Here is a 7562-nt window from a genome sequence, read left to right on the forward strand (position 1 = left end):
GGCCCATAACGCTGCCGATCCTTTCTTTCGGCACGGTTTCGCTGACGAAGGCCATGGCAAGCGCCATCATCGCCGCGGCACCCGCCCCCTGAACGGCACGAGCCGCAATGAGCATGGGCAGCGATAGCGACAGGCCTGCCAGCAACGAGGCGACGGAAAACACCGCAAGGCCCGCCAGCAGCAACCGGCGGCGACCGAATAGGTCGCCGAGGCGCCCGATGGTGGCGATCAGCACGGTGCTGGTCAGGAGATAGGCGAGCACCACCCACTGCACGTGCTGGAAGGGTGCGGCGAAGACATCCGCCAGCGTCGGCAAAGCGACATTGGCGATGCTGGTGCCGAGGGAGGACAAGAGGATGGCGAGCGAGAGGCCGGCAAGGGCTCCGGCCCGGTGACGGTTCGCCGTTATGGTCTCTGTATCGTGCATGTTTTGCTCCTTGGGATCCTCAGAGCAGGTAGCCCTCCGCGTGATAAGGCGGAAGGTGCATCATTTGCATTCTATTCGTGCGCTTGACGCCATGTCATCTTTTCGCGGGCATGCTAGGATCGCGCCATGTCACGACCCGATCTCAATCTTCTCGTCACGCTCGATGTGCTGCTCGCCGAGGGCAATGTGGCGCGGGCGGCGCAAAGGCTGCGGCTCAGCCCCTCGGCGATGAGCCGTGCGCTCGCGCGGTTGCGGGAGGTGACCGGCGATCCGTTGCTCGTGCGGGCCGGGCGGGGGCTCGTGCCGACGCCGCGGGCGCTGGAGATGCGCGAGCGGGTGCGCGTGCTGGTCGAGGAGGCGGACGCCCTGCTGCGGCCCGCCGGACGGCTCGATCCGGCGCGCCTGCAGCGCGGCTTCACCCTGCGCAGCAGCGACGGGCTGGTCGAGACCTTCGGCCCGGCGCTCCTGCGCGCAGTTCAGGCGGAGGCGCCGCAGGTGCGGCTGCGCTTCGTGCGCAAGCTCGACAAGGACAGCCAGGGGCTGCGCGACGGCACGTTCGATCTGGAGACCGGCGTGGTGGCTGCCATGATCGGCCCGGAGATCCGGGCGCGCGCGCTGTTCACCGACCGTTATGTCGGCGTGGTCCGCGCCGGGCATCCGCTGGCCGGGCGCGCGGTGACGGCGGCCGACTATGCCGCCTTCGGCCATGTCGTCGCCTGGCGCGAGGGGCTCGATCTCGGCCAGGTCGACGAGCTGCTGGCGCAGCAGGGCCTGTGCCGGTCGATCGTGACGACGGTCGACGGTTTCTCCGCCGCGCTGGCGCTGGCCCGCGGATCGGACCTGATCGCGACCGTGCCGGAGCGGCACACGGCCGGCCTGCGGCACGGGCTGCATGCTTTTGCGATCCCCATGGAGCTGCGCGACTTCACTATCTCGCTGCTCTGGCATCCGCGCTTCGACGGCGACCCCGCGCATCGCTGGCTGCGCGACAAGGTGTGCGAGGCCTGTGCGACGCCGCGCCGGCCGCCTTACGATTGATACAAAACGGGTGCGTCGTCGCCCCGGCATCGCCACGGGGCGCGTGATATCCTGCGGATAGCGGTTTTTGCGAGGTAGCGGTGCGCAGGGACGACAGGAAGCTTGCCGAACTCGAGACCAATCTCAATCGGCTGCGCGACGATCTCAACGATCTGTCGAAGGCGCTGAACGTCAATCCGAAGAACACCAGCCTGGTGATCCGCCGGGTCAACCTGATGGGCCGCATCGTGGCGGCCCAATCCACCGTCGAACAGCTGCGCGGCACCCTGCACCACGCCTGAGGCGGGATCAGCCGCCCAGGCCGCGCTTGCGGCGGCAGTCCTCGAGCTGGCGGATCGCGGCGCCGACGTCGGCCAGCGGGAACTCGTAATCCTGCGTCTCCACGCCCACCAGGGCCTCGCGCCCGCCCTTGCGCAGGCCCGAAAGCTCCGACTCGCCCAGCCAGGCGATGCTCCAGCTGCCGACGCCGACGCCGCTCATCTGGTTGCCGCCGCCATTGCCGAAGCCCTTGCCGTCGACCTGGAAGGAGCCCTGCCAGTCCTTCGGCCCCTTCATCGGCACCGCGACCTGCCACTGCCGCGAATCGCCCGGCTGCACGAGGTCGACGCCGATGCGGACCCGGCGGCCGCCGGCATTCGAATCGGCGACGCAGTACATGAAGGTCTCACCGCTGCGCGCCGCGCGGATCCGCCAGGGGCCGGCCTGGCCCCAGGCTTTCTCGAATTTGTCGTTGGCGACGATGTCGTAGCCGCCATAGCCGTTGGGGGCCGCCAGTTGGCCGTTGGTGCAGCGGCTGGCGAGCCGGCGGATGTGCGCCGACGCGCCCTCGACCTCGGTGCGGTCGGTCTTCAGGCACCAGTCGACATGCGCCTTGGTGACGGCATGCACGCCCTTGCTCAAATCCTGGCAGGCCGGGTTGATCGCGATGGCGTCCTTGGCCGCCGTCGCCGCGGCGGCCGCATATTGCTGGCAGAAGGTGGCGTCGCCCGGCTCGGCCTGCGCGCCGGCGGGAAGGGCGAGGAGGGCGAGCACCGTCGCCGCCGAAAGCAGGTCTTTGCGCATCATCGTAGGGTCCGTCGTCGCTTACTGGTGGGAGGTCATGCAGCCGTCGATCCGGGCACTCATCGTGTCGGGATCGCCGAGGTCGAAGCTCCGCGTCACGTTGCGCGCGGGGAGCTGCACCTCCAGGCGCTTCGATTCGAAGAAGACGTCGGTGAAGCCGTTTTCCAGCACCGGGCTCCACAGCCGGTCGGGCGCGCGCTGGGTCATCGCGAAGGTGAAGCGCTTGCCGCTGGGCCTGAGCACGATCACGGCCTCGTCCTTGGCGCCGGCCGTGCCGGGGCCCGGCAGGATCAGGTGGCGCTGTCCGTCCTCGCCGAAGCTCATCCGCAGGCCCTGATTGTCGGGGCCGGTCGTGTCGGCGACGCAGCGCACGAACTTGCCCTTGTCGTGGACGATGCCGATCTCCCAGCCGCCGAACGTGCCGATCTTCTTCGTCTGCGCCGCCGCGGGCGCCGCGAGTCCCGACAAGGCCATCATCGAGCCCGCGACCAGAAGACCCCACCCGTACCCGGCCATCTCGAACTCCCGTATCTCAACGCCGCCGCTCACCGTGCGGCGGGGAAGGAGTGGCATTTCTCATGGCCGTTGTAATTAGGGAAATCGCGCGGACGCGCCGCCGGATCCTGTTGCCCTGCCGCGCCACATCGGCCACAAGAAACGCGGGTGTCCGCACATCGGTACGGGCAGGGAATAGCGCTGGTCGGGCCGCCAGCGGTCCTGTTCCCGTGCGAGACCCATGACCCGCAATCCCCAAGTGCGTCCCACGCTGCTGCGCCGCTTCATCGACAACGAGGCCTCGGGCGGCATCGTCCTCATGGCGGCCGCGGCGCTGGCGCTGATCGTCGCCAATTCGGCCCTCGCTCCGACCTATTTCGCGGCGCTCAAGGCCTATGTCGGGCCGCTCAGCGTCTCGCACTGGATCAACGACGCGCTGATGGCGGTGTTCTTCCTGCTGGTCGGGTTGGAGATCAAGCGCGAGATCGTCGACGGCCAGCTCTCGACCTGGTCGCGCCGCATCCTGCCCGGGCTGTGCGCCGCCGGCGGCATGGCGGTGCCGGCGCTGATCTTCGCCGGACTCAACTGGAACAACGGCGAGGTGATCCGCGGCTGGGCGATTCCCACCGCGACCGACATCGCCTTCGCGCTGGGTGTGCTGTCGCTGTTCGGCAACCGCGTGCCGGCCTCGATGAAGGTGTTCCTGACGGCGCTGGCGATCATCGACGATCTCGGCGCGGTGCTGATCATCGCCATCTTCTATACCGGCAATCTCGACCTCGCGGCGCTGGGCGGCGCGGCTGCGGTGCTGGTGGCGCTGCTGGTGCTCAACCGCCTCAAGGTGCGGGCGCTGTGGCCCTATCTGATGCTGGGCGTGGGCCTGTGGGTGCTGGTTCTGCTGTCGGGCGTCCATGCCACGGTCGCCGGCGTGGCGCTGGCCCTCACCATCCCGATCGGCCGACCGGCGCCGGGCGGACGCGAGCCGGCGGCCAGCTCGCCGCTGCACACGCTCGAGCATGCCCTGATCAAGGTCGTGCCGTTCTTCATCATCCCCATCTTCGGCTTCGCCAATGCCGGCGTGTCGTTCGCGGGCTTCGACCTCGGCGCCTTCGCCGATCCGCTGACCCTGGGCGTCGCGGGCGGGCTGGTCGTCGGCAAGGTGATCGGGGTCTACGGCACCGCCATGATGACCGTGAAGTTCGGCTGGGCCGACGGTCCGACCAATGCAGCACCCTTGCACGTGCTGGGCGTCTCGCTGCTCTGCGGCATCGGCTTCACCATGAGCCTGTTCATCGGCCTGCTGGCCTTCCCCGACAGTCCGGCGCTGCAGGATGGGGTGAAGATCGGCATCCTGCTGGGCTCGTTCGTCTCGGCCGTGCTCGGAACGGTTGTTCTGCTGCTCAGCCCGCGACCGGGCGGTGTCGAAGCGCGGGCCTTCTGAAAACGCGGGGCTGCCGCGCGCGCGGAAGCATTGCGGTCTCTTCACACATGTTGCTAAAAAAATTTGCAAATCAATTTTCAGAGATATTTTTCGACATGCCCCTCCACTGGACCATCGATTCGCGGGCGAAACTAATGGTCGTCGTCGGCGAAGGCCCGGTGCAGGTCGCGCACGTCGAAAGCCTGCTGGACGTGATCGCAGGCTCCCACGTCGTGAGCTATCGTAAGCTGTTCGACGGCCGCCTCGCCGAGAACGAGATGGATCCGACGCACCAGCTCGCGATCGGCGCCCGCCTTCGGGCGATGCACACCACCGTCGGCCACGCGCTCGGTCCGCTGGCCTTCGTCATGCGCGACGAGAACTACTGGCGGACGGCGCGGGTGCTGGGAATCCTCGCCGTGCCGAAACGTCCGATGCGGATGTTCCAGCAGATCGAAAAGGCCCGCGCCTGGCTCGACTCGCCCGCCATCATGGCGACGGTGCCGGCCTGAAACCCTCCGGCGTGCAGTCGTGGAATTCGACCCGCATGCGCATCCGGCCCAGCGGCTCCACATGGTGCGGTTGCTGCGGTTGTACGACGCCGGGACGGTCCGGCGTGAGGATCGTGCCCGCGTCGTTCCCATCGTCGAGGAAGAGCCGCAGCTCGCCCTCGAGCACGCGGATCACGCCCCACACGCCCGCCTTCGTGCGATGCTCCCGCCGCAACGCCGCGGGCAGGGTCGTCTCGTCGAACACCGGCGTCGTCTTGTAGGGGGTGGGCATTTCGTACCTCTTCCTTCGGCGCTCCCGGACATTGCCGACGGCAAGGTCCTGTCGCTCCTTAGGCCGAGCGGAGTTCGGCCAACTCGTCGGCATGCTCGGGATAAGGCGCCGCCGCGGTCGTGACCAGCCGCCCCGCCAGCTCGTTGGCGAAGCCGTGGTTGACGTCGCGGTGATGTGCCTCGTCGGCGCGCACCACCAGCACCACGTCACGCAGGGTGGCATCGTCGGGCAGCTTCCAGTAGTGCCGCGCGATCGCCGGCGCCGGGATGTTGGCCGTGCGGCCCTCGTCCAGCTCGGCCAGGAAGTGAGTGTAGCTGATCACCGCTTCTTCCTCGAAATAGCCCACGACCCGGTGCGCCGTGCGCGGGCTCACGAGATAGAGCGCGAAAAAGGCGAGATAGAACACCCATTGCACGCCCAGGACCACGAACCGCTCGAACAAAGTGGGCTTCGCCACCTCGATGAAGGTCATGAGGTGCATGCGCTCGTTCTCGGCTTCCTCCATCAGCGTGCGGATCCAGCCTTTGTCGTCGCACATGTTCCGGAGGCAGCGCAAATGTGTGAGCGTGGCGCCGACCATGCCGGGCACTGCCGCGACCGTCTCCAGCACGATCGCGCGATGGCCGTAGCGCTTCGCGAAGAATGTGTCGGCGCAGAAGCGCAGCGTCTTGGTGAAACCGAGCGCCAGGCGGTCGGCGACGCCGCTCGCGCTGTGATGGACGGCGAGATCGACGGCGGGGATCTGGCCTCCGGTGTGTGCAGACGCAGTCATGACACTTCTCCTTCTCAACCTATGCCCTGGAGCGCCCGGCTGCCGAGCGCCAGCTTGAAGCTCTCCGCGATGCGGGCGGCCTTGGCCTGCATCGAGCGCGCGGCGGCGGGCGGCATCTCCGCCTCGGTGGCCTCGCGCCACAGCACGAGCCAGCGGTCGAACATGGCGGGCGTGATCCGGGCGCGGTGCTTGAGATGGGCCGCCATCGGCATGCCCTTGTAGCGGCCGCTGGTCAGCATCAGGGAAGACCAGAAGGCGGCGAGCTTCTCGAGATGCACGGGCCAGTCGTCGATCGCGTCGTTGAAGACCGGCCCGATCAGCGTGTCGGCGCGGACGGCGGCGTAGAAGCGGTCGACCAGCCGGGCCAGGCCCTCTTCGTCGACACCTTCGATCTCATCAAACGCCAGGCCGCTCATCGCCTCGCTCCAATCATGTATCTGAGATACATCTATGGAGGGAGGCTAAGCATGTAAAGTAGATACATGTATTGTGAACGCCCGTTCGCCACCGTGTCGCAGGGACCAACGACCAGATGCGCCTGACCCGTTACACCGATTACGCGCTGCGCGTGCTCACCTATCTCGGCGCCCAGCCCGACCGCGTCTGCTCGATCGCCGAGATCGCGCGCGGCTACGGCATCTCGCAGAACCACCTGATGAAGGTGGCGCACGACCTGGGCAAGGCGGGCTACATCGAGGGGGTGCGCGGCCGCGCCGGCGGCATCCGCCTCGCCCGGGCGCCCGAGAAGATCAACGTCGGTGCCGTGGTGCGCCAGACGGAAGACGGCTTCGCCCTGGTCGAGTGCGACACCTGCGTCATCTCGCCGGCCTGCGAGCTCACCCGCGTCCTCGACGAGGCGCTTGCCGCGTTCATGGCCGTGCTCGACCGCTACACGCTGGCCGACCTGCTGAAGCGCCAGACGAAGCTGCTGCGGTTGTTGGGGGTGGGGTAGGTCGAGGCGGCGCGGCCTCAGTATTTCGTGTCGCCGCCGCCGCTGTCGGCGCCGCGCGCAGAATCTTCCTTGATGCGCTGCATGAGCATGGTCGACGAGCTGGTGCTGCCGTTCCAGGTCGCGTTGACGTTGGAGCGGACGCCCATGTAGCGCTCCGACGCCGCGCCGGTGGCGCCGGGGTTGCCGCCGGGGGTGGCGCCGGCTGGGCCGGCCGTGCCGGTGTCGGCGGTGCCGCTGCAGCCGGCCAGGATCAGGAACATCGCCACGAACGTCTTCTTCTTCATCGACATGCGAACCTCCACGCAAGACCGGCGGGACCTGCCAACAGGCGACCGACGGCGACGTTGCATGGTTTTCCGCCCGCGCGGCGTTGGCAAGGCCGTTGGCGGCACGGCATCCTCTGTGTAGACAGCACGCGTCATGATGATCGGCGATCCCGGCTCCGGCCCCCATCCCGGCCGATGGCGGCTCGTGCGCTGGGCGGCCTCATCGGCGACGCTGGGCTTCCCGCAGGCCGCGGCTCCGGTCGCCTTCGCGCTGCTGGCCGTCAGCCTGGGCGGCGAGGCGAGCGGCGGCGCCGCCATGATCCTGGCCATGACGCTCGCGCAGGTGG

12 protein-coding genes and 1 pseudogene are annotated in these 7562 nt (G+C 68.2%); 6 read left to right on the top strand and 7 right to left on the bottom strand.

Annotation, left to right across the window (positions count from 1 at the left end):
• Nucleotides 1–427, bottom strand: a 427-nt coding sequence (locus tag ACT6UX_RS30000) for an MFS transporter (RefSeq protein WP_444778801.1), incomplete at its 3' end; no start/stop codon positions are given.
• 126 nt (nucleotides 428–553) lie between these two features.
• Here ACT6UX_RS30000 and ACT6UX_RS30005 point away from each other — a divergent pair.
• On the top strand, nucleotides 554–1465 hold the full coding sequence (locus ACT6UX_RS30005) for a LysR family transcriptional regulator (protein WP_444778802.1): 912 nt from the start codon (nucleotides 554–556) through the stop codon (nucleotides 1463–1465).
• An 80-nt stretch (nucleotides 1466–1545) separates the two neighbouring features.
• Nucleotides 1546–1746 carry a hypothetical protein gene (locus ACT6UX_RS30010; protein ID WP_444778803.1) on the top strand — a complete coding sequence of 67 codons (201 nt, stop codon included), beginning with the start codon at nucleotides 1546–1548 and terminating at the stop codon, nucleotides 1744–1746.
• A 7-nt stretch (nucleotides 1747–1753) separates the two neighbouring features.
• Here the strand turns inward: ACT6UX_RS30010 and ACT6UX_RS30015 are convergent, their stop codons facing one another.
• Nucleotides 1754–2530: a hypothetical protein gene (locus ACT6UX_RS30015; RefSeq protein WP_444778804.1), complete on the bottom strand. Its 777-nt coding sequence runs from the start codon at nucleotides 2528–2530 to the stop codon at nucleotides 1754–1756.
• An 18-nt stretch (nucleotides 2531–2548) separates the two neighbouring features.
• Complete coding sequence (locus tag ACT6UX_RS30020) at nucleotides 2549–3100, bottom strand: hypothetical protein (protein WP_444778805.1); 552 nt, start codon at nucleotides 3098–3100, stop codon at nucleotides 2549–2551.
• 163 nt (nucleotides 3101–3263) lie between these two features.
• Between ACT6UX_RS30020 and nhaA the strand changes: the two genes are divergently transcribed.
• Both nhaA and ACT6UX_RS30030 read left to right on the top strand, forming a co-directional pair.
• On the top strand, nucleotides 3264–4463 hold the full coding sequence (gene nhaA, locus ACT6UX_RS30025; protein ID WP_444778806.1) for a Na+/H+ antiporter NhaA: 1200 nt from the start codon (nucleotides 3264–3266) through the stop codon (nucleotides 4461–4463).
• A gap of 95 nt (nucleotides 4464–4558) precedes the next feature.
• A complete protein-coding gene (locus tag ACT6UX_RS30030; protein ID WP_444778807.1) occupies nucleotides 4559–4954 on the top strand; it encodes a hypothetical protein in 396 nt (131 codons plus the stop codon).
• Here the strand turns inward: ACT6UX_RS30030 and ACT6UX_RS30035 are convergent.
• From ACT6UX_RS30035 to ACT6UX_RS30045, 3 genes are read right to left on the bottom strand one after another with little or no spacing between them, the layout of a single operon-like run.
• On the bottom strand, nucleotides 4932–5225 hold the full coding sequence (locus ACT6UX_RS30035) for a DUF1971 domain-containing protein (RefSeq protein ID WP_444778808.1): 294 nt from the start codon (nucleotides 5223–5225) through the stop codon (nucleotides 4932–4934). The two genes, ACT6UX_RS30030 and ACT6UX_RS30035, sit on opposite strands and share 23 nt — an antisense overlap.
• 58 nt (nucleotides 5226–5283) lie before the next feature.
• Complete coding sequence (locus ACT6UX_RS30040) at nucleotides 5284–5997, bottom strand: alternative oxidase (protein WP_444778809.1); 714 nt, start codon at nucleotides 5995–5997, stop codon at nucleotides 5284–5286.
• Between the two features lie 14 nt (nucleotides 5998–6011).
• Entirely contained in the window at nucleotides 6012–6413 is a 402-nt protein-coding gene (locus ACT6UX_RS30045; RefSeq protein WP_444778810.1) for a group III truncated hemoglobin, read from the bottom strand.
• A 116-nt stretch (nucleotides 6414–6529) separates the two neighbouring features.
• Between ACT6UX_RS30045 and ACT6UX_RS30050 the strand changes: the two genes are divergently transcribed.
• Nucleotides 6530–6949, top strand: a complete 420-nt coding sequence (locus ACT6UX_RS30050; RefSeq protein ID WP_444778811.1) for an RrF2 family transcriptional regulator — start codon at nucleotides 6530–6532, stop codon at nucleotides 6947–6949.
• 17 nt (nucleotides 6950–6966) lie between these two features.
• Here the strand turns inward: ACT6UX_RS30050 and ACT6UX_RS30055 are convergent, their stop codons facing one another.
• Nucleotides 6967–7239: a hypothetical protein gene (locus ACT6UX_RS30055; RefSeq protein ID WP_444778812.1), complete on the bottom strand. Its 273-nt coding sequence runs from the start codon at nucleotides 7237–7239 to the stop codon at nucleotides 6967–6969.
• A gap of 130 nt (nucleotides 7240–7369) precedes the next feature.
• Between ACT6UX_RS30055 and ACT6UX_RS30060 the strand changes: the two are divergent.
• Nucleotides 7370–7562, top strand: a pseudogene (locus ACT6UX_RS30060) (hypothetical protein); the annotation flags it as partial.

Origin of the sequence: Reyranella sp., from assembly GCF_052439685.1 — a bacterium.
Lineage (GTDB): Bacteria > Pseudomonadota > Alphaproteobacteria > Reyranellales > Reyranellaceae > Reyranella.

Coding starts and splice junctions, on each gene's coding strand:
- ACT6UX_RS30055 (WP_444778812.1), bottom strand. CDS start 7,239: ATGTCGATGAAGAAGAAGACGTTCGTGGCGATGTTCCTGATCCTGGCC.
- ACT6UX_RS30040 (WP_444778809.1), bottom strand. CDS start 5,997: ATGACTGCGTCTGCACACACCGGAGGCCAGATCCCCGCCGTCGATCTC.
- ACT6UX_RS30020 (WP_444778805.1), bottom strand. CDS start 3,100: ATGCCACTCCTTCCCCGCCGCACGGTGAGCGGCGGCGTTGAGATACGG.
- ACT6UX_RS30030 (WP_444778807.1), top strand. CDS start 4,559: ATGCCCCTCCACTGGACCATCGATTCGCGGGCGAAACTAATGGTCGTC.
- ACT6UX_RS30035 (WP_444778808.1), bottom strand. CDS start 5,225: ATGCCCACCCCCTACAAGACGACGCCGGTGTTCGACGAGACGACCCTG.
- ACT6UX_RS30015 (WP_444778804.1), bottom strand. CDS start 2,530: ATGATGCGCAAAGACCTGCTTTCGGCGGCGACGGTGCTCGCCCTCCTC.
- ACT6UX_RS30045 (WP_444778810.1), bottom strand. CDS start 6,413: ATGAGCGGCCTGGCGTTTGATGAGATCGAAGGTGTCGACGAAGAGGGC.
- nhaA (WP_444778806.1), top strand. CDS start 3,264: ATGACCCGCAATCCCCAAGTGCGTCCCACGCTGCTGCGCCGCTTCATC.
- ACT6UX_RS30050 (WP_444778811.1), top strand. CDS start 6,530: ATGCGCCTGACCCGTTACACCGATTACGCGCTGCGCGTGCTCACCTAT.
- ACT6UX_RS30005 (WP_444778802.1), top strand. CDS start 554: ATGTCACGACCCGATCTCAATCTTCTCGTCACGCTCGATGTGCTGCTC.